Raw genomic sequence first — 23,003 nt, 5'->3', positions numbered from 1 at the left:
AGCGGACGAACATCTAAACAAGGGCAGAGAAAAGTACGGTCGCCCGGCAGACTTGCCGGACGACCGAATTTACTAGGCGATCAGACGATCATTAGCCGCCCGTGCCAACCTTGAGCTTGGCCGAGATGTCGGTCAGCATCTGGTTGAGGTTCGTACCAACGAGACCTGCGCCAACGACGATGGCAACGCCGATCAGAGCAGCCAGCAGGCCGTACTCAATGGCGGTTGCGCCAGATTCGTCCTGAGCGAAACGCGAAACAAAATTCTTCATGACAGCATCTCCCAGTTTTTTTGATCGCATCATGCGAAGTTCAAAGCCGATGTTTTGCACCGTGCGCTGAACTGATGCTGGTATGCTCCCCCATCTCTTAAACCTAAGTAAATCGCACTAATTTGAACGTAAATATCTCCTAATAAAGCGTTATTTAAACAGTGGCAATTTAATAAAAACCGGCATCAATAGAAAACATCAAAAACATCTTGAGTCACGGCGAAGGCGTTCAGCGCCTAGAGCGCAGATTATCCAGTTAAGCTTGGCATTTTTACGCCACAAAACCCGGAGACACTCAAACATCTATACTTGAATAAGCACAACTATACTTTGGAAAGATACTCCTTGGCGTTCACTAGATCACGCCTATGCAGGGGCCGAAATCACCCTCAGAAGGCACCAACGCTTTTTCCAAACGCCGGTTTTCCCTTTCTTCACCATTTCCTGAGGTAATCGCCGACGAAGAACATGGAACTCGTCGCAATGACCCGCTTTTTCCGTACCGCGCACGCCGCTCATTATATAGTTGCAGCCGCCACCGTTGTGGGCGCGGGCTGCATAAGCTCAAACGATGCCACCGCAGCCGATCTCATGGTGCGTTACGACCAGTCACAACTCTTGCGGCTGCCGCGTCCGGTTTCCGAAGTCATCATCGGTAATCCGTCGATCGCCGACGTCAGCGTACAGGGCGGCAACCTGCTGGTGGTGACCGGCAAGGCGTTTGGCATCACCAACATCATCGCGCTCGATGCAGACCGGAATGTGATTCAGGATCAGCGCGTCGTGGTCGATCAGGACGATCGACGCACAGTCGTTGTCTATCGGGGAGAGAAGCGCCAGACCTACACTTGTGCGCCGAACTGCTCACCGGCCATCATCGTTGGCGATGACATCACGAGCTTCGATGCACTGACCAAGGCCGTGCAGGCGAAAAGAACGACTTCGAACCCCAATACGCCCACTCAGAACGAATAGCCGCAGCTCGCGACTGAAGTGCGCGGCGCCACTATGCCAGCGCAGCAATCAAGCCGCGCATGAAGCGGTTAACGATCCGCTTACCGGTTTGCTTCAAATTAGCCGAGAAGTAATACATCCTTCACGGACCCATCCCTACGGTCACGCGCTAAGTATCTAGCGCGAGAACACGATAGCCATGCGGATGCGTTTCCGGTCGAGCTCCCCACACACCGTCAGCCAGCTGAGCAACTTTCGCAGCAACGAAAGCGGCTCTACGGCCATTGAGTTCGCGGTGATTGGTGGAGCGCTTATCTTCTTCGTCCTCGGGATCGTCGGACTGGGCATGTTCTTCCTGGTCAATTCATCGCTTCAGAGTGGCGTCGAGACCGCAGCGCGCATCATCCGCACCGGTCAGTCCAACGAAGCCAAGATGAATATCACCAGCTTCCGTCAGGCCGTTTGCGACAGCATGAATGCTGCCATCGACTGCAAGAAGCTATCGATCCTGGTCCAGACTGAGGACGATTGGTCCGGATTGAATCTTGCCCCGTGCGTCGTCGACGGCAAGATGAGCGCGTCAACCGGCAACGGCGACGACCTGCTCAGCAAACACGCCGGCGAGGAGGAAAAAGTTGCTGTCGTTACGGTTTGCTATCAATGGGACATGGCCAAAAGCTTCCCGTTTTTGAAGCTGGGCAACAAATCTGACGGCAGCGGCGCCGCAATCTTGCAGGCGGCCACAGCGTTCCGCAGCGAACCTTACAAATGAAACACCTGCTGTACCGAGGCCAGACGATGCATTCTTCGAATGTTGCGAGCACGTGGATTGCTGGCTTTACCCGGGCCCTGCAACGCGATGATCGCGGTGTTGCGGGCATCGAATTTGCGTTGATCCTACCCATTCTGATGCTGCTGTTGCTCGGCGTCGTGGAAGCCTCGCGCGCCATCGATATGGACCGCCATTTTTCAACGGCTGTCTCGAGTGTCGGTGATGCCATTGCACGCCAGGAATCGATCGGCGCAACCGAAAGCGCTGCCACATCGAATCTTAAGGGCGCGATGAAAGCCATCGCTCATATCATGGCGCCATACGACGCGAACGAAAAAGAGCTGCAGGTCGTCATCGCTTCTGTGCAGGCATCACCCAATAACGCAGCCGACACGAAGGTGACCTGGAGTTATTCTTACGGCGCGGGCGGCATAACCGTCCCGGCGAAATGCTCAAGCTACACACTACCGACGGGGCTTGTCCCCAAGGGCGGCAGCGTTATCGTTGTGCAAGCGGAGTATAAGTTCAAACCGCTGTTTGGTGATTTCGTCCCGGGCTTTGGCTCACTGGCCAAATTCACAGAAAAGTCGTTCTACAATCCGCGCAACAGCTGCGTCGATTATGTGAAGGGCGAAAACTGCATCAGCCCGTGCTAAGGGCACGCCCCTTTTTAGTTATTGAGAGACTGCTTAATTCTCTACCGTCACCCAAATTAGTCTGCTACTTAGTCAGTAAACGAATGACTTTATTTGTGATGCAAGCATGGGCCGCCGGTCGATACATACTCAGGAAGAGCTGCGCGAGCTGATCATTGCTGCGACCACATCCATTATTGATGAGGTTGGCATTGACGGCCTCTCCGCCCGTGAGATTGCCAAGCACATCGGCTACTCGCCCGGCACGCTGTATAATATGTTCGAGAACCTCGATGATCTGTTGCTTATCATCGAGGCTCGTCTGCTTGATGATCTGCGCCAACAGTTGCTTGAAGCGATCACAAACGCACCCGCGCACGAGCAACTGCCCCTGCTGGCAGCGACCTATTTCGAGTTTACTCAAAACCATCCAAAGCGATGGAGCCTGCTGATTGAACATCGGATCCCCGGTGATCACCCGGTGCCGGATTGGTACGAGGACAAGATCAGCAGCTTGCTTCAGCCGTTTGAGGAAGTCCTGGATCCGATACTTGCAGACGCTTCCCCGGAGGCCAGACGGCGGCACGCCCGCACGATCTGGGCCGGCATTCATGGACTGACTTCACTGTCCACCGCGAACAAACTGGCGACGATTACAAATCATTCCGGACAGGTTTTGATCGACGATCTGGTCATGACCTATCTGGCTGGCCTGCAGTCGTCGGCTCGCCACAGCGGTCGCATCGCTCCTGAGAAGGAAAAGCGCTGATCCGTGCGCACGCCTCCTGCCAATGCTGCTTGGCGGCATCAGCAGCTCGTCCTGCGGTTGAACAACTACGGGCCTTACCTCCGCGCAGGTAGCGATTTACGATCACCGCTTCAACAAGCAATCGGCAGAAACTCTCGCGCGTCTCGATCACAAAACGCAACGAGCGCTAGAGTCGTGATCTCTTTTCACGAAGCACGGCGCCACTCCAACCATTTGTTGCGATCAATGGTTCACAGCCTTCGGACCGATACTGGCCCGACGCATCACGCCTAGCGTTGAACCGCGCTCCAACCATCATCCCACCGGTAGAGAACTTCGCGCTCTTCCCGCGGAGCTTTGGTTTGCGCACTGTCGACCCAGTAAGTGCACACGAAGTCAGCGTCCCTGACATGGCGACATTTGAAATCCCGCACCGCGGGGTTCAAACCTTTGTCACCCAGTGCAAGCTGCATATCAGCCTCGTACCACAGGCATCTCGCCCGCTCGCGCGCGTCGGCCAGGTCGGCGCTTCGCCCGATGATGCCCTGAATATCAGGAGTGATGCTGCCGGAACCCGCGCGCAGCCGTATGCCATCGTTGTGGGTGCGCAGATAGGTGACCTCGGGCCGGGTCACATGCTTGAACAGAACTTTGCCGTAACAGACCTGTGCCTTGCGATACAGCTCGGAGGCAACGTCGGGCGGCACACCGCGCTCAATGATCAGGTCCGTGCTTCGCTTGGCGGATGCCGCAGCTTGAGCAGCCAGATAAATGTCGATGAAGTAGTCTTCATCGGCGACCGCGGCGGCCTTATCGGAAACCAGCGACAGCGCTGCAATAACCGCAACAAGTGACGCCACGAGACGGCGAACCGTAGGTTTGAAGCTGAACATTCTCGACATCAGGCAGAAAAATCGAATTGGGGATCATGCGGGAACCGAGAACTACATCTACTGCATAGCCCCGCCTAAAGCGACCGCTGGCAATCATCCAACATACACTTTCCTAGCCCGGTGCGGCGTCGAGCCTGCGCCGTCTACCGCGAGTTAACAGCCCCACGCCTAGCGGCCTCTATCGGTGAAAGGAACCCGTCGAGACCATGGAAACGGCTCCGTCGCATTCCGTCGCTCAAGGCGCCGCTGCCGGAGATGACGGCAGATCTCAAAGGAACCAATATCGCGCTGACCTTTTATTGGCCGGCGCTTGGTCGGCAAGTCAGGCTGCGTGGACCCGCCGCTCTGCTTCCCGCCGATGAAATGCGCTGCCGATTATCTTGAGCGCCCGCAAAGCTCTCGAGCCAGCGCACTCGCATCGCGACAGAGTGCAGTGCTTTCAGACCCGGCCGAGCTGGACAGGAAACTGGCCGAAGCGGAGGCACTGCTGACCGCCAACCCTGATCATGTCGCTGCCGGATGGCAGCTCTACGCGGTAGCGCCGACCGTTGTTGAGTTCTGGCAAGAGGCGCAAACGACCGGAACCACAAGCGTCTGCGCTTCACGCGCTCCGCAGATTGCAGAACGTGGGATCGGGTTCGTCTCTGGCCTTGATTGCTAATGTTTGGGTGTCAGGCGCTAAAAACACGCGCGGACTGACCGATCAAAAAATCGACGGCTCGACATCTATCCGGCGAGATGCGGCAATCGCAGACAATATCGCCGCCGTGCAGAATAATCGGCGCTTGCGGTCTTATGCCAAAATGGCGGGCCTGGCGGGACTAGATTTGAACACTTTGGCCGATGAACTAGCTGAGTTCACAAGGATGTTAAAGTCCGGGAACGTGGCCATTCTTCCTGAGCCGTAGTGATATTCCGGCGCCTTTTGATTGGACCGCTGGCGCAAGTCCAGCTCGGCGCGAACCTCTCTTCCGCCCAGCCTTTCCTTATACGCATGGCATTGTGGCATCATGCCAAAGCCAAAAGCACCATCCACTTGCGTGGTCGCGCTGCGTTGTTCGCCTGAGCAGCGGGCGGAGCTTGCGCGCCGGGCGGCGGGGCAGGGGATTGGGGTTTATCTCCGGGCAGCGCTGTTCCCTGCCAATGACAATTCTCCCCTTCCAAGGCAGCCGCGACAGCCCTCGAAAGACGATGTGGCGCTGGCTAGGGCGCTTTTGCAGCTTGGTCAGATCGCCACGACCTTGCGGGATCAAGCCCGCACGGCGGAGCTGGCGGGCACGTTGCCGGAAGATGAACGCCCGCTTGAAGATATCCGGCACCAGCTTGCCGCGATCAAAACCCTGCTCATGAAGGGCCTCGGCGTCCGGGAAAGGTAAGGCCCGGATGATCCTTAAGGCTTCGCAGCGCGGCGGCGGAAAGCAGCTTGCGCTTCATCTCCTGAATACACGCGACAACGAGCACGTAGAGGTGCACGAAATCCGGGGCTTTGCCTCGAATGATGTTGTGGGCGCGCTGAAAGAAGCCCATGCGACAAGCCGGGGCACCAAATGCAGGCAGTTCCTGTTCTCGGTTTCCCTCAGCCCACCAGCGAACGAGCGTGTAGCACTCGAAACCTTCGAGGATGCGATCCAGCGGGTCGAGAAACGCAACAACCTCACGAGCCAGCCGCGCATCGTCATATTCCATGAGAAGGAAGGTCGCAGGCACGCTCATGCCGTCTGGAGCCGTATCGACGCCGAAACCATGACAGCGCGCACTCTTTCCCACTTCAAGCTCAAGCTGCGGGACATCTCGCGCGAGCTATATCTGGAAAATGACTGGAAGATGCCGCGCGGTCTGATGAACAGCCGCGAGGCCGATCCGCGCAATTTCTCTCTGGCGGAATGGCAGCAGGCCAAGCGCATGGGGCGCGATGCCCGCGATCTCAAAGCCATGATGCAGGAGTGCTGGGCGGCTTCCGACTCCCATGCCGGCTTTGCGCAGGCGCTGAAAGCGCGCGGCTTTACGCTGGCGGCGGGGGATCGGCGCGGCCACGTGGTTTTGTCGCCGGAGGGCGAGGTGTTCTCCGTTGCCCGCATGGTGGGCAAGAAAGCCAAGGAGGTGCGCGCGCGTCTGGGCGATCCCGAAACCCTGCCGGATGTGAACGAGGCCAAGGCGCAGATCGTCAAGGATTTAACGGCGACCTTCAAACGTCATATGCGCGAGGCAGACGAACGGAAGCGCCGCGATCTTACGCCGCTGGAATCTCGGCGGCAGGCAATGGTTCAGGCGCAGCAGCAAGAGCGCGCCCGGCTTAAAGCCAGCCAGCAAGATCGCTGGCTGGTGGAAACCGCCGAACGGCAAAGCCATTTTCGCAGCGGTGCGCGCGGTATCTGGGATCGCCTCAGCGGCAGACACGCCGAAATCCGCAAGGAAAACGAGCGCAATGCTTATGCGGCGCTGGCCCGTGACCGGGAGCAGCGCCAGCGCCTGATCTTTGCCCAGATGAATGACCGTCAGGCCCTGCAAGCCGAGATCAAGGCTGCGCGCGAGCGTCACGCGGCGCTTGTCAAAGACCTGCGCACCGACCGGGCGGCCGCGCGCCAATTGGCAAAGGAAGCGCAAGCAGTCACACCTACACCCTCACGCCCGGTGCCACCGACCATGGAACAGCGTCTCGAAAGATTGCGGAACGGTGAGCGCAGTCCGAAACAAGGGCGGAGCCGGGATTTCGGCAGAGAGCGTTAGGATTTACGCTGCCGCGCGGCGTTCCGGTTCGAAGGCAGCGATGCCGTAATAAAGTCCGGCCTTGCGCGGGAGGGCGAGGACGCTGGCGAGTACCGCAAACGCGGACAAGAATTCTTCCGACTCCATCGGCGCGAGAGACTTGGCCGCACACCAACCCTGATATAATGCCAGAAGCTCATCATCGCTTATGCGGCTGCGCGGCGCAGAAACTAGTGCCTCCAAGCAGAAATCCTCAATCGGTCCCGGCTCCGGCGAAGATGTGGGAGGCTGCGCTTGTTCGTCCGCTTCCTCGGAACCACCGTGCCCGCTGGCTAAAAACAGGCCGAGCGATGCGCCAATCTCCACCAGCAGAGCCACGGCGATGATAAGCGACAGGCGAACACTCTCTTCGCCAAGGCCGAAGATGCGGCTCAAAAGCGTGACTTGCGGATCGCTATCCTGCCCCGCGCCTCTTCCGCGCAGCTTGGCGCTTTCTTCCTGAAGGACAGCGATCTGCCCGACCAGCCGATCTTCTTCCTTCGCCGTAGCCAGTTCCGCGCGCAGAGCGAAATATGCTGCGCAGAATTCGCGGCTTTGCAGCTCGGTGGCGTTGACGCAGCCCTTGGTGGCGCTCCAGCGCCGATTCTGCCTGTGTCGTTCGATTTCTTCGGAAACAATGGCAGCGGAGCGATGAGCGGGCAAAGCCTTGCGCCGGACATTGGCCTCGGCCATCGCGCTTTGCATACGCGCATATTCCTGCGAAGCACCGTCGCGCGAATCGACCAGCGCGCCGCGCGTCTGAGCGGCAAAGCCGATGGCGCTGAGAAGCGAAAATCCTGCGAAGAACGCAAATGCAAGCGAGCCGAGGATTACAGCCACGTATCCCTTCTCGCGCCACCTCCACGCAATGAAGAACGGCAGCAGCGCTTTGAGAATGTCAGCGGCGGCTGACGCTGCGCCGAGAACATGCGCCTCCAGCGGAGTCTCGCCCAGCGATGACAGGAACAGCCAGTTCATCGCCGCCGACACAGCGCACATAACAATTGCTGCGCAAATGCCCATAATAAAAATAGCGTGCCGCACAGGCATATCGCCTCCAATCAAAGGAGGACAATGGAACATGCGCGACGGCCTGCGTTGGGGGAACGCCAACGCATCCTTGAAACTTTCCCCCGCCCCGATGGCCACCCTGAGGGATAGTCCGAGCGACTTGGCAGACATGACGCGGGAAAGGAATCGGCGATGATATCGGGTAACATCACCACGGAACGGGCATGGGCAGCGCTGCAAGATGCCTTTCGCCGTGATATCCGGCGGCCCGTCAAATACGAAGGTTCCGACTGGTATCAGATCACGCCGGAAGAACGGAAGGTTTTCGGGATTTCGCTGGCCAGCATGCCTCCTGTGGTGACCGCTTATCGCTACTATGAGGAGGTTCTGGGCCTCACGGACACAGATATTCTGCCTCCCAATGTCATGGCCGTCATCAGGCAGGATGCAGCCCGCCGATTTGGCATGGAGCCACAGATCCGATGCCATTCGGAATTTGAGAACTTCGCAAAGTTGTTTGGAATCAGCCGCCGCAAGGCCCATGCATGGTTCATCAAGCACGAGTTCTGGTGTGTACGGCGCGGCATCCAAGGCTATGAGGATGATGACGCGGGGTTCTTCTATTAGACAGCTTCATCCGCATGGGATTGCTCATACGCATCCAGGGCCACTGAGAGCAGCCGCGCCTGACTGACGCCATCGCGTTTCGCAAGAGCTACAAGGCGTTCGGCGTCCCGTTCGAGAATGGAGAGGTTTTTCTGCACGCGCTTGCCGGTATCGGGTGCGGGCACTGCGCGTAGCGGAGCTGGCGTTCCGCGCGGCGCTTCCGGCTGAAGGCGCAGGTGCTCCCGAATGGCATCGAGTTTTTTGAAGATTGTCATGGGTGTGATCTTTGAGGGAAAGCCGGGGCGCTCTCACCGTCCCCGGTCGAAGTCCTGTTTGGCGCGTCCGCGCTGCAGGGCGCGGGCATGGCCGGTTTTGAAGTTCTCGCGCGCTTCTTTCAGGCACTCGTCGATATGGCGGATGCGGCGTTCGGAATTTTGATCGATCTGCCGCTTTACTTCCGTGGCTTCCCAGCCGTTCGGGGTGAGGTGCAGCTCGGCCCGAGGCTTGGGCCGGGCTGCGATACGCTGGTCGCGTTCTGCTTTGGTGACTAGACCGGAAGCGGCGCGACCGAACTCCTTACTCACCGCTCGTAACGGGGAGCGCTGTCACGGTCACGGCGATCCTCTCTGTTGGAAGCGCGCTTGTCGTCACGCCGCTCGCCCTCCCGGGCATCGCGCGCGTTGTCCTTGGCTTCCTGGATGCGGTCCTGCACGGAACGCACGGTCACCTTGCCGTCGACGGGGACGGAATCGAGCTGGATGTTGAAGCCCTCGCCGTCCTTGTGCTGCCACACGGCCCCGATGCGGTTGAAGTAGGACTTGTTGTCGTCCCCTTCCCGCACCTGATAGGCGATGTGGCTGGGTCGCTTGCTGTCGTGGTCGTTACTCATGGTCTGATCTCCTTATGTGTCAGGTTGGTCTGTAGCCTTCCACATATGCCCAATCTCCATTCCGATATTGGGCGAAAGACTCAAATTCCTTCGGCGCAGGCTCGCGCATGATGCGCAGCCATTTGCTGCCGAAGCGCCCGGCGACCTGCACGCGATCGTATGGAGGATGGAAGGGATTGGGCAGATACAGGCCTGCAAACTCCCGCCGCGTGAAATAGGGATACCGATCCGCACGCATGGCCAGCGGCTCACGCCCGGAGATGAAGAGGATGTGCTGATCGCCGCCAAGGCCCAGCACTTCATCCTCGGTCATCAGCTTGCGCTGTTGCTTGCTGCGCATCTGGGAAGCTTTGGAAAAGTGCGCGGCCTCCATGGCCGCCGTCATCAGGTCTTCGCCCGCGAGCGCGCGCTGCATGGCCATGCGCTTCTGGCGCTGCGCCTCTTCCTGCTGGCGCGTATCGTCGTATTCCAGCGTCTCCGTGCCGAGCATGCTTGAGATCAGCCGCGCGGTTTGAAGATCGCGCGCGCCGAGGAACTGGCGCATCTGCGATGAACCCAGAAACGTATCGACGCCGCTCGGACCGAAGTTATGCACGATCTGCCCGACATCCTGCCAGAACGTCCATGTCTGGATGCCGATGCCGCGCCCATAGGTGTAAAGCAGCTGAAGGGTCGGGAACGCGCCCAACTGCGCCGCCTCATCGATGATCATCAAGAGGCGCTTGGAGCCGGGTTGCCGCGTCTTGTAAAGCATCACCGAAGTCAGAAAGAGCCGCAAGGCTGGTGCACACTGGCGCAGATATTCCGCCGGGATCATCAGGAAGACGACGCTGGGCCGCCCGGAGGCGCAAACCTCTTCCAATGAGAAATCCGAGTCCTCCACCGAGGCGCGCAGCGCCGGATCGTCAAGGAACGACAGGCTCGCGTAAATCTCGCCCATGATGGATCCGAACTCGCGCGGGCTGTCCTGCTGCTTGGCGAGCATCTCGCCTGCCGTGCGGCGTCTTCGAAAGCGGATTGCGTCATAGCTTCGACGATATCCGGCCACTGTGCGCCGCCGGATTCAATCAGGTTCACGATGCGCATCAGCGCGGGCAGGCTCGTGCGCCCTGCCGCTTCAGCACTGAACTTGATCAGCGCCTCGACCCAGCCGCTGCCGCGTTGTTCGAAATACTTGCCGTCTGATTTGCTGGTGACGCTCACCAGGGCCTGCGCCGCCAGCTTGCAGTCGGCATGAAACTTGGCGCTGCCGGGATCGATCACCGCCAGCGGATTGCAGCGATCCTGCGTGAGGCCATGCAGGCCATACGGGTTCCAGCGATGAACCTTGAAGCCGTGATGCATAAGCGCAGGCGCGAACGTGGCTGCGATCTCACCGCGCGGATCGAGCACGATCATCGAGCGGTCTTGCGCCGTGCACATGATATGGCCGATTACTGTGGTGAGCTTGCCGGTGCCCGCGCCGCCGAAGGTGATAAGCGGCGCATCGCCCTCCAGCCGCAGCTTGCGATGGCCCAGAAAGCCGATAGGAAGCCCCCGCTCCGCTAACAGCCCCGCCGCGTGCATCTGGTAGTCATCGGCCCAGCCTGCGCTGCCGAAGCGGAAGTGCTCGTTGAAGTCCGGGGCATTCATAGCGTCTGTCCTTGAGGGGAATAAAAAAGGGGCCGCGAATGACCGCGGCCCCTTTGTGCGTCCTAGAAGATCGCGGCGATGATGAACGCGACGAAGGCGATGCAGCCGATCACACCGACCCAATCGGTCGTGGGCTTCTTCTTGTAGACGTCGTACGTTCCGCCTCCGACGCGATCGTAGCCCTTGGGTGCTTGTGCCATATCAGTTCTCCTTTCAGGGGTTGCTCTTCAGAAAAGTCTCATCGCCACCGCCATGATCGCGCTGACCAAAGCGATGTCGAAGGTGATGCGCGCGGCGTAAAAGCTGAACGCCGCGACGATGAGCGCCCAGCCGATAACGGCGACGGGCGCCAGATCCGCGCCGTAGCGGCTTTCCGCGAACGCGATGACGGTGCCGATGGTGAAGTGATAGAGTTCCGGCCCGCCGAAGAACGTGGCGACCAGAGCCAGCACAACGGCCATGGCCTCCTTGGGGTCATGGCCGTTGCCTTTATGTGTGGGACGATGCTGCATCGATGCGCCTTCCTTCCTCGCTCATCGCCGGTCTGCCTTGCGAGCAGATCCGGCGACTTCGAATTGAAGCTAGGCGGGTTCGGCAGGCGATTTGGGAAAGACCCGTTTTACTTCGCGATGAACGCGGCGCGCACGGGGCTTGAGATGCGAAACGCCAGATCGATCAGGCGCAGGCGGGCGATGATGCGTTTCTGCGGTGCCTGGCGCGGGTCGTACGCGGCGAAATACATGAAGGTCGAGAGCCAGCGAAAGCTGCCGTCATCGTTGAAGGCGGCATCGATGTCTTCATCGTCAATCTCGAACAGCCGACCATCCTGCCATGTGATCTTGCCGCGAAAGCCGTAGATCGTATCGGCGATCCAGTTCGGTATCTCGCGCCGCGATATGCCGAGCGCCCGCGTGGCCGTGGCCAGCCGCTGGAAATGCGAGCGGCGCAGCAGTTCCGCATCGCTTGCCACGATGACGGTTCGCTTGTTGTCGTTGACGGGTTTGAAGGCGCAGGGTTTGCAGACATCGCGTCCGCAGCGTTCACAGTAAGTCATACTCAAGTCTCCTCTTGTTTTTGTTGTTGGCGATTTGCGAGATCGCAGCGCACCTCTCTTTCTGCACACGCATCGGTTGAGGTATTTTCGTATCAGCGCATGCCCCGACAATAACGGTTTCAATCCGTATTCTGCAAAATCGAAGGGAAGAACAGCGCACATAAAGCAACTATGAATTGAACGTAGGCGCGGTCATTGAGGGGATTGAAAAAACAAAAAACGCGGCGCGCCTCAGCGCCCCGCAATCGCTATGTCGCCAGAGCCAAGCTCTCGGAACACAAATTCCTGCGCCTCCTGCACGGCTATGCCGAAGGCATCCCGATCCAAAAGCTTGAGCCGCGCACGCATGTCAGCGGCAAGACTATTCGCAGCACATACCGCACGCTCAGGGCACATCTCCCGCTGGCTGCGCAACGCGACCACGCGCGCTTTGCCAACGCCGGGGCGTACCTGTTCCAAGGTGAGAGCATCGCGCCAGAGGGACGCAAAGTAATTGCATGTATCGAGAAGACGAGGCGCTTCAGCCACTACATCAAGCGCCACGCCCCGCGTCTGTCCTCATGCGAGGAGGAACATTTGCTCCTGCTGGAGAAAGCCGTGCAGATCTTCTGTGCGCTGGATTTGAGAGACGTGGATGTCGATGCACGGCTGCTGGCACAGATTACGGAAGCGTTCAGCGCTCTGCGTCCCAGTGAGCCATTGCATAAGCTGGCCGATCTCGTTCCCGGCGCAAGACCGTATGGGCATCCAGAGACAAGACTATACGAGGATTACAGGCGATATCTGATGAACAACTCGCTCGGCAAAAAAATAGGCCCTCCCCCGGCGCGTGCCAAAAGTGCCTTTTGATTGCCGAAGAATAATGCCCGGGATTTTTTATTGCGCACAATACGCAAAGCATGACCCTGAGCATCCGCCAAAACCGCTTATACCGGGACATATGCAGCCCGCACCGTTGGGTTGGGGCTCGCCGCAACTGCTGCTTGAACTACAACCTGTTCTGAAATACCCGGCGGGGCAATAAGCTGTAGTGCTTGCGTTGTTGGTTGATACAGTCGTTACATTGCTGATTCCGCCCCCGCCCGGCGGTGCGGCCCATGTGTTATCGCCACGCAAAAAGGTCGAAGCATTCTTCGTGCCTGTGGCGGAAAGCTTCGTCGTCGCCACGATGGTCGCATCCGCGATCTTCACGTTCGTCACCGCGTTGCTGGCCAGATCGGCCGCTGCAATGGAGCCATCGACGATCTTGGATGAGTTCACGGAGTTCGCTGCCAGATCGGCAAGCGCCACCGCGCCGTCAGCAATCTTGGCCGAGGTAATCGCGTTGTTTGCAATCGTAAGCGCGCCTGCATTGGACAACGTCGCATCGCCAGACAGATTGACCGCCGTGGCCACGTTCGAGCCGCTGCCCACCCAGATGCGCATCGATGTGAGCGCTGGCAACGACGTGCTCGGCGCGGCCCAGGTCCCGTCACCGCGCAGGAAATTGCCCGATCCCGGTGTTCCGGTGCCCAGCATCGCCCGTACCTGCGTGGCCGTCAGATCGAGGGGCGCGGCCGCCGCAGCCGTGTTGTTGCCCTTGATCGTCGTGGCCGCCATGTTAGCCAGCTTGACATTCGTTACCGCACTGTTGGCGACCTTTGCCGTCGCCACGGCGCTGTCCGCCAGATCGGCGGCAACTATCGACGCATCGACGATCTTGGATGAGTTCACGGAGTTTGCTGCCAGATCGGCAAGCGCCACCGCGCCATCGGCAATCTTGGCCGAGGTCACCGCGTTATTCGCAATGGTCGTCACAGTCGCTCCCGCCGCCTTGGTGACATCTCCCGTATAGGCGGGGAGTCTTGCAGCAGGAACTGCGCCGCTGGTCAAATTGTTGGCGTTCAACGCCGTCAGCGAAGCACCAGAACCTGCAAAGGTGCCGGCGGTCACAGTCCCTTGGAACCACCCGTCCTTCCAGCGAATAGCCGTCGTGCCGAGATCATCGGTGTTATGCGTGTCGCTGCGCAGAATTGTCGTCGCGATATGGTTCCCGAGATTGTCCGCCCCGGTCGGCGGCGAAGCCCAAGTGCCGTCGCCGCGAAGGAAGACGGAAGAACTCGCCGAGCCTGTTGCCGCCAGCTTGCCGATCCCGATGGTGCTGTTGGCAATGTCCGCGCCGGTGATCGTTCCATCCGCGATTTTTGCCGATGTGACGGCGTTATTCGTGATCGTCAGCACGCCCGCATTGGAAAGCGTCGCGTCCCCCGATAGCGCAACGGCGGTGGCAGCGTTGGACGCGTTCCCAACCCAGATCCGCGCTGACGTGAGCGCGGGCAGGTTGCTCATCCCCGCATTGTCCGCACCGCAGGCCCATGTGGTGCCGTTGAATTTCAGTACTTGCCCGTTCGTGCAGGTCAGGTTCCCAATCTTGGTGATCGCTGCCGCTGCGTCCCAGCTTAGAATCGAGCGCCACGTACCGGATTTGCAGACGATAAGATGGCCGGTGGGAATCTCGTTGCCCGCTGTGCGCTGGAAGTAGTTTTCCTCGCCCGCCGTACAGCTATCGCCTGGCACGGGTTCCGCAGCGTCTGCGATGATCGGCATAGCCAGGCCCAGCAACGCTAAGACTATGAGATAGAGGCGCTCAATCATCGCCAGCCTCCATCCCGCGAGAGGCGATCTTCTTCTTGATCCACTCCGGCCCGGTATCGGTCAGCGTATGGCCGTATTCGATGCTTTCCACGACGCGGAGCCCGCTCTTGTCGAGCATCGCCACAGGTTCATCGTCTACAATGAAGATAAAGGCCTTTGCCGTCTGATCCTTCTCGATCCGCACAGCGTCCTGTTTGGCTCCTTCCTCCGCCATGACGGGATTGATACTGAGCGCCGCGACGGCGGCGGCAATAGCAATGAATGAACGCATGAACTCCCCCTTATTCGTTCGTCTGAAAGCAAAACGGCCACCGAGAGCGAGGCTCTGGTGACCGGGAGTTCGAAACCGCCATTGATACAAGGAACGGTGCGGCAGTCTTTAGCCGCGCACCTGTTCGCGCCAAAGCGCGAGCGCAGGCAGTGAGCCTGAACATGCACTGCCGCCTCCCGGTCTGATTACCGAGAAACGACATCCATGGCGCGCTTCGCCAGTATGTGAGGAAGACACACCAATCACGGCTGATGCCAACCGTGTATCAATGAGGGGTTTCGACACCCCGGCTGGAAAAAACTCCAGCTTCTTCAATTGTACACTTATTCCGTGAACAAATAAACTTCTATCAGCTTTATCAAGCGGGACGGGCCTTTGAGGTCTATTCCCGCGCAAACATTGCTGCCCGCATCCGGTCTACGAGATCAGGGCCATCGAGCTTCTTGGGCGGAATTTCGTCGGGAAATACATCCGTAGGGCGCACGCCATTGAAAGATACAGAATCGAGGCCAGCCTCCGAAACCGAACGAAGGAACGTTTCATCTTCGTCCGATAAGCGGGGATGGTATAGCTTCGTAACCAGTCCTGCCAGCACATCACATAGCTGCACGGCATAGCTGTCCTTGGAGTCGGCGGCTTTGGTGGAGGCAAGCCGCAAGGGAAGCTCGACCACCGTTCCATCGCCCATCTGGAATTTGACTTCCGGCGCGTCCTTACGCGTGACCACATCCCAGATATCTTTGCTGCGGAGGAAATTCGAGGACGCGTCATGGATCATCGCCAGATCATCATTGAATCGCTGCCGCCAGTGCCCGACCACCGCAAGCATACAGGTCGCCTGCAGATCATTCGTTTTCTTGTATTCATCGAACGAATGAAATTTTTCGAATAACTCTGCGCCGGTCGCCATCTGCTCAACGAATATATCCAATGGCTCCTCAAGGCTGTTGGCCATCAGCGTGAGCAGATACTGAAGGGTTCCAAGCGATTCCTTGCCCGGATTGCGGCTAAAGGCCAGATAGTGAGCGACTATGGCATCCAAAAGCTCAGGCTCGCCGAATTCGGTGAGCCCGAAGTACACATAGTTGCAGTACTTCCAATTGAAGCCCGCGTCGTAAAAGTCGTATCCTGCCTCGGTGATCGTTGGCTCCACCAGCAGATCGATGGCCTTGGTCAGTACCGCAAACCTTTTTTCGATGAAGTAGACAAACGGGCATTGCTCAAGCTTCTTGATCTCGGCGGCGAAGCGCGTAAGGCCCGCTCGATTGCCGCCGCGCCACAGGTTGGCAAACTTGAACTCCACCCCTTGATAGGCCGGGAAGGATTGCTTGAGGATTTTCTGTGCCTCCGCCTCTTCAACGCAGGCGCTGGCAACTGCGAAGATCGGCTGCGCCGGATCGAGAAGATTGTAGCCGGTGAACCCGGATTCATCGCAGTAGATCGTTTTCATCGCTTGCCGTGATCATGATTCGAAAACGTGATCTTGCCATATGCCGATTCCGCGATCAGCATTCATCCTGCGTCCACTGAAAGACAGGTATCCCGCAATGACAGCAAGCGCGTTTTCCGAAGGAACCGTGGCTTTCCTCGACATCCTTGGGTTCAAGGCGCTCGTGGATGCCGCCGAGAGTGATCCGGCAAGGGGGCCCGCGTTGAGCGACCTTGTCCGAATGCTGGATGATCATGTGGAGATAGAAAAGGGGCGTTCTCACCCCGACGTATCCGAACGCCTCAAGCCGGATTGGATATTCATCTCGGATAGCCTCATCATCAGCTCACTCAACGATGCTGGCGATGATCGCGATCTCGCAGCGGTTATGGTCAAGACGATCCGGATCGCAAACAGGCTTCTGGCGATGGGCTATCTCATCCGTGGCGGAATCTCGCGCGGCCCCGTCTGGCGCAAACCTGCCAACATCTTCGGCAGCGCTTACATACAGGCATATGCGCAAGAACAAACGACGCAATGGCCGCGCATCCAGCTCTCCAAGCAGGCCGAAAAGGTATGGAAGAATGGCCGCATGCGCGACTATCTTCCCGTAGCTGAAGATCTTGACGTAACCGTCGTCGATCTTTTTCACCCGTATTACAGCACTACTGGAACACATCAGGAGTATTTCGAGAGGCTTGGTTCGGCCATCGAAAAGAACCTTGCGGCACTTCCAGAGTGGTCTGCGCCTCGTTTGAAATGGGAATGGGTTAGAGATTTTGTGCGCAGGACGAGAAGCAGACATCGTGCCTAGCTCCCCAGCGAAGAGAACAGCGGGCCTGATAGCAGGCCCGCCCAATAATTCACTCAGCGATCAGCCGCGCGCGCTCGGGATACTTGATGCGAAAGTAGAGATCGATAAGACGCAGCCTCGCCAGCGTGCGCTGCTGCGGGCGCTGCCGGGGAGGCACGTCCGCAAAGGCTAGGAAGTCCGAGATCCAGCGGAAGTCCGGATCATTGAAGGTGTCGTCTACCTCTGTATCCGTGGGCTCGAACTTGCAGCCATCGGCATATTTGATCGTCCCGTCGAAGCCGTAGATCGCATCGGCGATGGCGTTCGGCCACTCGCGGCGCGAGAAGCCTTCGGCGACGGCTGCAATGGCAAGACGCGAAACGTGAGAAATGCGGCTAAGCTGGAAATCGGTGGCCATAATTACGGTCTTTCTGGGTCTTTCAGGTGAGGCAGGGGCGGCGATTGCGGGCATGGTTTTTGTGTTCTCCATTCGGGTGGCTGCTTGAGATGCAGCGCTGATCCGAACTTCAACACAGCTTGTCGCGGGTGTACGCCCAGACTGGCGTCAGCCTCCCGCACCTAAGCACGCAAATTCCCGCGCGTTCGCACAATGAGTGTCGCCGCGAATCGCGAATGCCTGCATGCTCGGAGTAATGCGTCAAACCATGGGAATTCGCCCGTGACGAAAATCGACTTCAATGCCGACAACCACAGCCACCGCCTCATGCTGGCGCTGGCTGTGCGCGATTACACAAATACGCGGGGCCAGACGGCCTCGGGCAAGCACGAGGGCGACAGGAAATCGTTGCTGGCAGAATTGGAGAATGCGGGCTGCGCAACCAGCAAGAGCCAGCTCGACCGTATCGTGCAGGCGCCCCAGCCCGACGACAGAGGCGTGACGTACCCCCGCAACGCCCGTCAGATTGCGCAGTTTCTTGAGCAGCGCGGCTACTTCCCGCCGGGGCAGGACATCGAGAAAACCCTCAAGATCCTGCCGCTTTTCTTCGATGGGTTCGCCAGCGGTGCAGCGACCCTCCTGCGCGAGGTTGCGGGCGAGTATCACACTTACAAATATTCAAGCCTCGATCCCGAGATCATCCTTGTCGGCCATCTTTCCATCGCCCCTGTGAGCGAATGGAATTTCGCCAAGGCGGTCGAAACCATCGAGATCAAGCATAGAGGCCACAACACGCTGATCTACGAAGGCGACGCCTTCTCGGATGAAGAAAAGAACCTCTACATCCTGATGAGAGAGCGTAACCACCGTCACCCGCGATTTTATCTTTTCGACGATTGCGATCGCCCGGACGGATCGCGCATCGAGGCGATCTATGGCTCGCTTCTGGGCGGCGCGCGACTCCGCAAGCGGCATGTCTCGCCCATCGCTTTGCACCGCGCCGAACACGAAAGGCCTCAGGGCGAGGTCAAAAAACGCGATCCAGATGCGCTGCCTCCGCCCATCCGTCGGTATCTGATTCCCGGCTTGTAACACGCACCCGCATGCAGAATTTTGACCGATTGCTCCTTATGCGGTATAATATCCATAAAACAAGGGTGTGTGGAGTACGTGAAGCCAGAGTTCGAGAACCTGCCGGATTTGGCAGAGGCATTTGAAGCGGTGAAGGGCCAGTTGTTCGGTCCGCTCGATCCCGCGCTGGTCAAACTCAAGCACAAAGAAATTATCCAGGACGCCAGGGAAAGACGAGAACAGGATCTCGATCCGCGCGGCAGGCTAGGCCTTGCGCGCGACGATCACGCCGAGCGTGATCGCCGGGACCGCGACCATAATGTCCGGACACTTACCTGGCTGCTGGCGAATGACCGCGCGTACCGCGAAGCCCACGAGCGGGCCGCGGCCTCCTTCACGAACGCGGGTAACGCCATCGACCGCGCGATTGAAGCCGGGGAGAAGGCGCATGAAAGCCTGCGCCGCCAGATTGACGGATATCTCACGTCCACCGCGCGGCTCAGCGATGGTCGCTACGTGATGATCGACGGTGACGGCACTTACAAAGATGAGACGGGCAAGCCGATCACCCTCGAAGATGCCTCCGAGGTTGAGGGTCAGCCCATCACGACGTTCAGGCCTTATGAGGTACTGACCGAGCGTAAGGCGCGCATAGTGCGCGATCTGGACGAACTGCGCGGCTGGAGCGTCGAGGTCGGCGACATGCACAACAAAGCCAATGACGACGAAAACCCCGCCAGCCGGGAAGAACTGAGCGACCTGGCGGAACGCGCGGACGATCTGGCTGCGCGCGCCAAAGAAAAGCAGAACGAGTTTGAGCAATCATCGCCGGGGCTAATTGCCGATCACCAGCTCGGGACGGTTGAGCCAAAAGGATCAACAGCGACTATGGCGATGCCGCAGTTGCCTTAGTGTAGCGGAACTCACCGCACGCCTTCTCGATAACAGTGAGCGTTACAGCCATCGGGTGGAAGTCTGGAAGTTTCTTCATAGCCTCGATGACTGGCTGGTACCCGCCCTCCCGATACTTAGTCCCCCAATCGTCAATGCACTTCGCCTGGCCTGCGCGGTTGAGGTTGGCGATTACACCGGCGGCTATCGCGGCTGTCGAGATAAACCCGCGCTGATTCTCTGCCGACCACGTGAGAAAATCTGAACTTTTTAGAGCCTCTTCGGCGTGCACCGCCTGCGCGCATACGATGGTACACAGGCTTGCTATTGCTAGGCTTTTCCTGCTCAACATAAACGATCGTTATTGTAAGGAAGAAAAACTAGCACGGGAATGATCGCACTGCACTGGGAAACCGGCGGAACTCCGCCAATCGGGGGCGCTAGCACTAGCGTCCGCAACACCTCGTCAAAAAGGATCGATTATGTCGAGGTGGAGTCATGACGAACTTCTTCCTCCCTAGCATTGAAGTCACGGGCCGCAGGATAGGCTACGCGCGGGTTTCCACGCAGGACCAGAAGCTGCGCATGCAGTTCGACGCACTCAAAAGCGCGCAATGCGATCAGATCTTCCGGGATCACGGCGTCTCCGGCGGCAAGGCCAGCCGCCCCGGCCTCGATAAGGCCCTCAAAACATTGAAGCGCGGCGATGCGCTGGTCGTGCTTAAACTCGACCGGCTGGGCCGCTCCGTCCAGCACCTGTCCGACCTGCTCGTGCGCTTCGGAAACGAAGGCATCCATTTCTGCTCGCTGGCCGAAGGCATCAACACCACCACGCCCGGCGGCAAGCTCGTCTACCACCTCTTCGCCGCCTTCGCCGAATTCCAGCGCGACATCATCCGCGAGAACACGGTGCTAGGATTAGCAGCAGCTAGAAAGAAAGGCTCCCGCCTTGGTAGGCCACGCTTGCTCTCAATCGATGACGTTCTCGAAGGGCATCGCCATGTCACGCAGCTCGGCACGCCGATCCATGTCGTGGCCGAGCGGTTGAACGTCTCGGAGATCACCGTAACGCGCGGGTTCAAGCGCGTGGGACTTGAACAGGTGCATTGAGATCGGCGCTCAAGCCCAACAGAGGGGGAAAGCCGCATGGCGTTGTCCGGTGTGAGGCAATACGTCCGCGACAATCGGGAGGTTCTCGTCGGGCTTTCGATCTCGACGATCCTGAACCTGACAATCGTCGCGGGCCTCTGCTATTTCGCCATCCTGAACTACCTCTCCGCTTACGGCGCGCGTTTTCCGGGAGAAGGCCTAGAGTTCTTCGACTTCATCCTCTACGGCCAGGCAGCGTGGGTGACCGCCTTCCATGCGGCGATCTTCTTGGTGGGCGTCATGTTCAGCCTTTCAAACGACGTCCTCAAGCCAAGCGGCCGCGGGGCGCGACCCGACATTCTCTTTATCGTGATCGGTGCGCTGATCCTCGGCGCATTCCTGTCCATGGCCGCAAAATATTACAGGTACGAGTCCCTCCCCGGCAGGGTTCTGCTTCTGCTCGGCGCGGCCTATCAGTATGTGCTTACGTTCCTGACATCACTGTTCGGCACGTATCAAGCCACCGCCTATCAGGTGCTGCACGGCCTTCTGAAATTCGCTCTTCCCATCGTCCTATCCGTAATCGCATTCCGTCTTGTGAAGCAGAAGCTCGGCGCGTACGCCTTCATCCCGATCCTCGTCTCGCTGCAGGCTGTATTCTGGCTCAATAACGATGCCTTCGCCGACATACTCCGCTGGACGAAGTACGGCGGCGGGCTACGGGTGGAGGCGCTTCTCTACACGGGGCAGACCACTTGCGACGTGACGCTGTCAGGCCAGCTTGTCATGAGAACGAAGACGACTATCGTGCTCATCGACGACAATAAAGACCTGATCGAGATCGAGATGAAGAACGTTTGCCGCTTGCGGTATCTGGACAACGGCGCGTATCGGAGGGAGTTCAAGCTGGGAAGTAAAGCATAACAGGAATCCCGCATCTCAGTCACGGTACGTCCAGTCCGTCACCTTCGAAATGTCACCGAAAATCTCTTCGGCACCGCGGCTTAAAGGATCGAAGGAGTCCAAATACTGTTTTGCCCAAGCGATCCATTCCGGAAGCGATCGCTCCCCAATCATGAGGGACGGATCAGCCGCCGTTGTTTCCAGTGCGGCAATAAGGTTCCGCACTTTTACCGCCGTCTCAAAGTGCTCTGCCTGTTCAACGAGCGCGCGCCACTGATTGCGATTTTTCCGCTGCCTTGCCTGTTCGATCTGCCGAAGGCGCTCAGCCTCCCGATATTGTCGCTGTTCTGCTTCCCGCTCTTCGCGCTTCTTTACCAGCGCGGGGCCAGCCAACAGGATGTTGGCCACGATCTCCGGAACACAGCCCTCCAGCCGTCTGGTCTGTGTCTCAAGCCATTCCTTCCTGATCCCCTCGTCAGGGCGGAAATATTCCTCAATCGCAAAGACCAGATTGCCTGTCGGCTCCAACTCCTGCATCCAGTCCCTGTCACCATGATATGACCACCGCTTTTCTTCTGTGGTCTTGGGCCTGCGCACCTGCCGGTTCTTCTCGCGCAAGCGGCAGTCGATTTTTTCCGTCCTGTATTCGAAGAAGAACCGCCCCGCGTGCTCTGAGCGCGGCGTGAACCCGTGCTTATCAACGGCGCGGAAGATCGTGTTCAGGATACGGTGCTGACGGCGCTCGCTCTCGCTCCAATCGGGAACGGCGGATCTGTACGGGCTGCGATCCAGCCGCGCACGGCGTTGGCGTTCCTTGCGCTCCTCTCGCCATTGCGCGATCACAGCATGCGGTCGTCTGAGTTCGTCCGGAACCGTCAGCCCTTCAGCGTCGGCCTTGGCAGTATCCACCACCTCCTGCTGTTCCGGTTTTAGCTTAAGCGGTGGCGGGCTTGGCGTGATCGTCACGTTGTCAGGCGCGGATTCGCTACGTTTCAGCAACCGGAACTTGACTACCTTCTGACCCGCCGCCTTGCGCGCCCAGTACCCGCGCGGCGGATAGGGAATCTCAAGCCGGTCGCAGATCTTGGACAGGCCCTTGCCCGTAATCCCGAACTCCTCGGCCAATCGGCTCATCGGTGTTTCCCAGACGCGGCGGTAAAGCTCATCGCGGGTGATCGTAACGGGCTGAAGCGCGTCTCGTTCGTCCATGCTGGCCTCCCTTTCAGCAGGCGAAGAAACAGCAGGCATGAGATAAAACGCAATGCCCGGCCCGCAATTTTGTTACCAGCAAGAAGACCGGAACCGTAGAAGTCAG

At 58.7% G+C, this 23,003-nt stretch carries 28 protein-coding genes and 1 pseudogene; 14 read left to right on the top strand and 15 right to left on the bottom strand.

Annotated features, from left to right (window positions below; all coding sequences use genetic code 11):
- Positions 1-91 precede the first annotated feature (91 nt).
- The gene (locus tag QEZ49_RS01605) at positions 92-271 is read right to left on the bottom strand and encodes a Flp family type IVb pilin (RefSeq protein ID WP_280383568.1); all 180 of its coding nucleotides are present in this window, start codon (positions 269-271) and stop codon (positions 92-94) included.
- Between the two features lie 483 nt (positions 272-754).
- On the opposite strand from QEZ49_RS01605, the gene QEZ49_RS01600 reads away from it, so the two are divergent.
- The 4 genes from QEZ49_RS01600 (at position 755) to QEZ49_RS01585 (ending at position 3,401) form a co-directional block, all read left to right on the top strand.
- Entirely contained in the window at positions 755-1,246 is a 492-nt protein-coding gene (locus QEZ49_RS01600; protein ID WP_280383566.1) for a pilus assembly protein N-terminal domain-containing protein, read from the top strand.
- A gap of 178 nt (positions 1,247-1,424) precedes the next feature.
- Positions 1,425-1,997 carry a pilus assembly protein gene (locus tag QEZ49_RS01595; protein ID WP_280383564.1) on the top strand — a complete coding sequence of 191 codons (573 nt, stop codon included), beginning with the start codon at positions 1,425-1,427 and terminating at the stop codon, positions 1,995-1,997.
- Positions 1,994-2,653, top strand: coding sequence for a TadE/TadG family type IV pilus assembly protein (locus QEZ49_RS01590; protein ID WP_348534779.1), 660 nt, complete (start codon positions 1,994-1,996; stop codon positions 2,651-2,653). The genes QEZ49_RS01595 and QEZ49_RS01590 overlap by 4 nt, the downstream gene beginning before the upstream one ends.
- A 106-nt stretch (positions 2,654-2,759) precedes the next feature.
- The gene (locus QEZ49_RS01585; RefSeq protein WP_280383560.1) at positions 2,760-3,401 is read left to right on the top strand and encodes a TetR/AcrR family transcriptional regulator; all 642 of its coding nucleotides are present in this window, start codon (positions 2,760-2,762) and stop codon (positions 3,399-3,401) included.
- Positions 3,402-3,670: 269 nt separating this feature from the next.
- On the opposite strand, the gene QEZ49_RS01580 is transcribed toward QEZ49_RS01585, so the two are convergent.
- Positions 3,671-4,273: a hypothetical protein gene (locus QEZ49_RS01580; RefSeq protein WP_280383558.1), complete on the bottom strand. Its 603-nt coding sequence runs from the start codon at positions 4,271-4,273 to the stop codon at positions 3,671-3,673.
- Positions 4,274-5,466: 1,193 nt separating this feature from the next.
- Here QEZ49_RS01580 and QEZ49_RS01575 point away from each other — a divergent pair.
- Together QEZ49_RS01575 and QEZ49_RS01570 are read left to right on the top strand one after the other, a co-directional pair.
- Positions 5,467-5,649: a hypothetical protein gene (locus QEZ49_RS01575; protein ID WP_280383556.1), complete on the top strand. Its 183-nt coding sequence runs from the start codon at positions 5,467-5,469 to the stop codon at positions 5,647-5,649.
- Between the two features lie 127 nt (positions 5,650-5,776).
- A complete protein-coding gene (locus tag QEZ49_RS01570; RefSeq protein ID WP_280383555.1) occupies positions 5,777-7,000 on the top strand; it encodes a relaxase in 1,224 nt (407 codons plus the stop codon).
- 3 nt (positions 7,001-7,003) lie between these two features.
- Here QEZ49_RS01570 and QEZ49_RS01565 read toward each other — a convergent pair whose 3' ends face one another.
- On the bottom strand, positions 7,004-8,017 hold the full coding sequence (locus QEZ49_RS01565) for a hypothetical protein (RefSeq protein WP_280383554.1): 1,014 nt from the start codon (positions 8,015-8,017) through the stop codon (positions 7,004-7,006).
- A 204-nt stretch (positions 8,018-8,221) separates the two neighbouring features.
- On the opposite strand from QEZ49_RS01565, the gene QEZ49_RS01560 reads away from it, so the two are divergent.
- Entirely contained in the window at positions 8,222-8,656 is a 435-nt protein-coding gene (locus QEZ49_RS01560) for a hypothetical protein (protein WP_280383552.1), read from the top strand.
- Here QEZ49_RS01560 and QEZ49_RS01555 read toward each other — a convergent pair.
- Positions 8,653-8,910, bottom strand: a complete 258-nt coding sequence (locus QEZ49_RS01555; RefSeq protein WP_280383550.1) for a hypothetical protein — start codon at positions 8,908-8,910, stop codon at positions 8,653-8,655. The genes QEZ49_RS01560 and QEZ49_RS01555 overlap by 4 nt on opposite strands.
- A gap of 87 nt (positions 8,911-8,997) precedes the next feature.
- On the opposite strand from QEZ49_RS01555, the gene QEZ49_RS01550 reads away from it, so the two are divergent.
- Complete coding sequence (locus QEZ49_RS01550; protein ID WP_280383548.1) at positions 8,998-9,186, top strand: hypothetical protein; 189 nt, start codon at positions 8,998-9,000, stop codon at positions 9,184-9,186.
- 29 nt (positions 9,187-9,215) lie between these two features.
- Here QEZ49_RS01550 and QEZ49_RS01545 read toward each other — a convergent pair whose 3' ends face one another.
- The 6 genes and pseudogenes from QEZ49_RS01545 to QEZ49_RS01520 all read right to left on the bottom strand — a co-directional run bounded on the left by QEZ49_RS01545 (position 9,216) and on the right by QEZ49_RS01520 (position 12,372).
- Entirely contained in the window at positions 9,216-9,524 is a 309-nt protein-coding gene (locus QEZ49_RS01545) for a hypothetical protein (protein WP_280383546.1), read from the bottom strand.
- 19 nt (positions 9,525-9,543) lie between these two features.
- Complete coding sequence (locus tag QEZ49_RS01540) at positions 9,544-10,509, bottom strand: type IV secretory system conjugative DNA transfer family protein (protein ID WP_280383544.1); 966 nt, start codon at positions 10,507-10,509, stop codon at positions 9,544-9,546.
- Positions 10,510-10,580: 71 nt separating this feature from the next.
- Positions 10,581-11,156, bottom strand: a pseudogene (locus tag QEZ49_RS01535) (type IV secretory system conjugative DNA transfer family protein); the annotation flags it as partial.
- A gap of 62 nt (positions 11,157-11,218) precedes the next feature.
- Positions 11,219-11,356: a hypothetical protein gene (locus tag QEZ49_RS01530; protein WP_280383543.1), complete on the bottom strand. Its 138-nt coding sequence runs from the start codon at positions 11,354-11,356 to the stop codon at positions 11,219-11,221.
- 27 nt (positions 11,357-11,383) lie between these two features.
- Positions 11,384-11,668, bottom strand: coding sequence for a hypothetical protein (locus QEZ49_RS01525; RefSeq protein ID WP_280383541.1), 285 nt, complete (start codon positions 11,666-11,668; stop codon positions 11,384-11,386).
- Positions 11,669-11,775: 107 nt separating this feature from the next.
- Positions 11,776-12,372 (bottom strand): hypothetical protein, encoded by a 597-nt coding sequence (locus tag QEZ49_RS01520; protein ID WP_280383539.1) that lies wholly within the window; start codon positions 12,370-12,372, stop codon positions 11,776-11,778.
- A gap of 33 nt (positions 12,373-12,405) precedes the next feature.
- On the opposite strand from QEZ49_RS01520, the gene QEZ49_RS01515 reads away from it, so the two are divergent.
- A complete protein-coding gene (locus QEZ49_RS01515) occupies positions 12,406-13,059 on the top strand; it encodes a hypothetical protein (RefSeq protein WP_280383537.1) in 654 nt (217 codons plus the stop codon).
- A 27-nt stretch (positions 13,060-13,086) separates the two neighbouring features.
- Here the strand turns inward: QEZ49_RS01515 and QEZ49_RS01510 are convergent, their stop codons facing one another.
- The 3 genes from QEZ49_RS01510 to QEZ49_RS01500 form a co-directional block, all read right to left on the bottom strand.
- Positions 13,087-14,844, bottom strand: coding sequence for a hypothetical protein (locus tag QEZ49_RS01510; protein ID WP_280383535.1), 1,758 nt, complete (start codon positions 14,842-14,844; stop codon positions 13,087-13,089).
- Positions 14,837-15,115 (bottom strand): hypothetical protein, encoded by a 279-nt coding sequence (locus tag QEZ49_RS01505; RefSeq protein ID WP_280383534.1) that lies wholly within the window; start codon positions 15,113-15,115, stop codon positions 14,837-14,839. The genes QEZ49_RS01510 and QEZ49_RS01505 overlap by 8 nt, the downstream gene beginning before the upstream one ends.
- A gap of 382 nt (positions 15,116-15,497) precedes the next feature.
- Positions 15,498-16,565 (bottom strand): DUF3800 domain-containing protein, encoded by a 1,068-nt coding sequence (locus tag QEZ49_RS01500; protein ID WP_280383532.1) that lies wholly within the window; start codon positions 16,563-16,565, stop codon positions 15,498-15,500.
- A 40-nt stretch (positions 16,566-16,605) separates the two neighbouring features.
- Between QEZ49_RS01500 and QEZ49_RS01495 the strand changes: the two genes are divergently transcribed.
- Entirely contained in the window at positions 16,606-17,358 is a 753-nt protein-coding gene (locus QEZ49_RS01495; RefSeq protein WP_280383530.1) for a hypothetical protein, read from the top strand.
- Between the two features lie 49 nt (positions 17,359-17,407).
- Here QEZ49_RS01495 and QEZ49_RS01490 read toward each other — a convergent pair whose 3' ends face one another.
- Positions 17,408-17,755: a hypothetical protein gene (locus tag QEZ49_RS01490; protein WP_280383528.1), complete on the bottom strand. Its 348-nt coding sequence runs from the start codon at positions 17,753-17,755 to the stop codon at positions 17,408-17,410.
- A 261-nt stretch (positions 17,756-18,016) separates the two neighbouring features.
- On the opposite strand from QEZ49_RS01490, the gene QEZ49_RS01485 reads away from it, so the two are divergent.
- The 4 genes from QEZ49_RS01485 (at position 18,017) to QEZ49_RS01470 (ending at position 21,709) form a co-directional block, all read left to right on the top strand.
- Entirely contained in the window at positions 18,017-18,826 is an 810-nt protein-coding gene (locus tag QEZ49_RS01485) for a hypothetical protein (protein ID WP_280383527.1), read from the top strand.
- 78 nt (positions 18,827-18,904) lie between these two features.
- On the top strand, positions 18,905-19,717 hold the full coding sequence (locus tag QEZ49_RS01480) for a hypothetical protein (RefSeq protein ID WP_280383525.1): 813 nt from the start codon (positions 18,905-18,907) through the stop codon (positions 19,715-19,717).
- A gap of 477 nt (positions 19,718-20,194) precedes the next feature.
- On the top strand, positions 20,195-20,806 hold the full coding sequence (locus QEZ49_RS01475) for a recombinase family protein (protein ID WP_280383523.1): 612 nt from the start codon (positions 20,195-20,197) through the stop codon (positions 20,804-20,806).
- A gap of 36 nt (positions 20,807-20,842) precedes the next feature.
- Positions 20,843-21,709 (top strand): hypothetical protein, encoded by an 867-nt coding sequence (locus tag QEZ49_RS01470; protein WP_280383521.1) that lies wholly within the window; start codon positions 20,843-20,845, stop codon positions 21,707-21,709.
- A gap of 15 nt (positions 21,710-21,724) precedes the next feature.
- Here QEZ49_RS01470 and QEZ49_RS01465 read toward each other — a convergent pair whose 3' ends face one another.
- Entirely contained in the window at positions 21,725-22,897 is a 1,173-nt protein-coding gene (locus QEZ49_RS01465; RefSeq protein WP_280383519.1) for a hypothetical protein, read from the bottom strand.
- Positions 22,898-23,003: the final 106 nt, after the last annotated feature.

Origin of the sequence: Hyphomicrobium sp. D-2, assembly GCF_029872155.1 — a bacterium.
Classification (GTDB): domain Bacteria; phylum Pseudomonadota; class Alphaproteobacteria; order Rhizobiales; family Hyphomicrobiaceae; genus Hyphomicrobium_A.
Note: the sequence above shows the minus strand (reverse complement) of the source record. Positions and strands in the feature narration are given on the sequence as shown.

Bases quoted from the DNA above. Each gene is read 5' to 3' on its own strand.
- QEZ49_RS01605 (WP_280383568.1), bottom strand. From the start codon at position 271: ATGAAGAATTTTGTTTCGCGTTTCGCTCAGGACGAATCTGGCGCAACC.
- QEZ49_RS01600 (WP_280383566.1), top strand. From the start codon at position 755: ATGACCCGCTTTTTCCGTACCGCGCACGCCGCTCATTATATAGTTGCA.
- QEZ49_RS01595 (WP_280383564.1), top strand. From the start codon at position 1,425: ATGCGGATGCGTTTCCGGTCGAGCTCCCCACACACCGTCAGCCAGCTG.
- QEZ49_RS01590 (WP_348534779.1), top strand. From the start codon at position 1,994: ATGAAACACCTGCTGTACCGAGGCCAGACGATGCATTCTTCGAATGTT.
- QEZ49_RS01585 (WP_280383560.1), top strand. From the start codon at position 2,760: ATGGGCCGCCGGTCGATACATACTCAGGAAGAGCTGCGCGAGCTGATC.
- QEZ49_RS01580 (WP_280383558.1), bottom strand. From the start codon at position 4,273: ATGTTCAGCTTCAAACCTACGGTTCGCCGTCTCGTGGCGTCACTTGTT.
- QEZ49_RS01565 (WP_280383554.1), bottom strand. From the start codon at position 8,017: ATGTGCGCTGTGTCGGCGGCGATGAACTGGCTGTTCCTGTCATCGCTG.
- QEZ49_RS01560 (WP_280383552.1), top strand. From the start codon at position 8,222: ATGATATCGGGTAACATCACCACGGAACGGGCATGGGCAGCGCTGCAA.
- QEZ49_RS01555 (WP_280383550.1), bottom strand. From the start codon at position 8,910: ATGACAATCTTCAAAAAACTCGATGCCATTCGGGAGCACCTGCGCCTT.
- QEZ49_RS01550 (WP_280383548.1), top strand. From the start codon at position 8,998: ATGGCCGGTTTTGAAGTTCTCGCGCGCTTCTTTCAGGCACTCGTCGAT.
- QEZ49_RS01545 (WP_280383546.1), bottom strand. From the start codon at position 9,524: ATGAGTAACGACCACGACAGCAAGCGACCCAGCCACATCGCCTATCAG.
- QEZ49_RS01540 (WP_280383544.1), bottom strand. From the start codon at position 10,509: ATGCTCGCCAAGCAGCAGGACAGCCCGCGCGAGTTCGGATCCATCATG.
- QEZ49_RS01530 (WP_280383543.1), bottom strand. From the start codon at position 11,356: ATGGCACAAGCACCCAAGGGCTACGATCGCGTCGGAGGCGGAACGTAC.
- QEZ49_RS01525 (WP_280383541.1), bottom strand. From the start codon at position 11,668: ATGCAGCATCGTCCCACACATAAAGGCAACGGCCATGACCCCAAGGAG.
- QEZ49_RS01520 (WP_280383539.1), bottom strand. From the start codon at position 12,372: ATGTGCGCTGTTCTTCCCTTCGATTTTGCAGAATACGGATTGAAACCG.
- QEZ49_RS01510 (WP_280383535.1), bottom strand. From the start codon at position 14,844: ATGATTGAGCGCCTCTATCTCATAGTCTTAGCGTTGCTGGGCCTGGCT.
- QEZ49_RS01505 (WP_280383534.1), bottom strand. From the start codon at position 15,115: ATGCGTTCATTCATTGCTATTGCCGCCGCCGTCGCGGCGCTCAGTATC.
- QEZ49_RS01500 (WP_280383532.1), bottom strand. From the start codon at position 16,565: ATGAAAACGATCTACTGCGATGAATCCGGGTTCACCGGCTACAATCTT.
- QEZ49_RS01495 (WP_280383530.1), top strand. From the start codon at position 16,606: ATGCCGATTCCGCGATCAGCATTCATCCTGCGTCCACTGAAAGACAGG.
- QEZ49_RS01490 (WP_280383528.1), bottom strand. From the start codon at position 17,755: ATGGCCACCGATTTCCAGCTTAGCCGCATTTCTCACGTTTCGCGTCTT.
- QEZ49_RS01475 (WP_280383523.1), top strand. From the start codon at position 20,195: ATGACGAACTTCTTCCTCCCTAGCATTGAAGTCACGGGCCGCAGGATA.
- QEZ49_RS01470 (WP_280383521.1), top strand. From the start codon at position 20,843: ATGGCGTTGTCCGGTGTGAGGCAATACGTCCGCGACAATCGGGAGGTT.
- QEZ49_RS01465 (WP_280383519.1), bottom strand. From the start codon at position 22,897: ATGGACGAACGAGACGCGCTTCAGCCCGTTACGATCACCCGCGATGAG.